General features: G+C 82.6%; 1 pseudogene. It reads right to left on the bottom strand.

What is annotated here, in order from left to right:
• Nucleotides 1-604: pseudogene (locus ABD329_RS47975) on the bottom strand (response regulator); the annotation flags it as partial.

The following is a 604-nucleotide window of genomic DNA, read 5'->3' on the forward strand; positions in this document are numbered from 1 at the left end:
GCGCCTCGCCCAGCGCGCGCCGGGCGCGGCGCCGTCCGGTGGGCGGGACCTCCTGGGGCTGGCCGCCGCTGGTGTCCTGGCCCCAGTTGGGCTGCTGTTCCTCGGGGGTGCGGGCGGCGGGCAGCGCGGGCATGCCCGACGCGGCGGGCTGGGGGCCCTGGGCCTGCGGCTGGGGCTGAGACCGACGCGGGTCCTGGCCCTGCCCCTGAGCGGGGTCGGACGGCCAGCCACCGGGGCGCGCCGCGCCGTTGGGCGGTACGGGCTCGCCTCGTACGGCCAGGCCCCCGCCCTGCTGCGGCTGGGGCGCGCCGCCCCGCGCCTCGCGGGGACCGTGCTGCGCGGGGACGAGCCCGGCCGGGCCGAGCTCGGGCGGCAGCGCGCCGGGCTGTGCCCGGTCGGCGGCGGCCGGGGGCAGCGCGAAGGGGGAGCGGACGAGTCCGGGGTCCCCCGCGGACTGCGGCTGGCCAGGGGCTTGTGCCTGCGCCTGGTCGGGCGTCGGCTGTTCCGGCGCCTCGCCCAGCGCGCGCCGGGCGCGGCGCCGTCCGGTGGGCGGGACCTCCTGCGGCTGGCCGCCGCTGGTGTCCTGGCCCCAGTTGGGCTGCTG

The organism is Streptomyces javensis (assembly GCF_039525925.1).
Taxonomy (GTDB): Bacteria; Actinomycetota; Actinomycetes; order Streptomycetales; family Streptomycetaceae; genus Streptomyces; species Streptomyces asiaticus.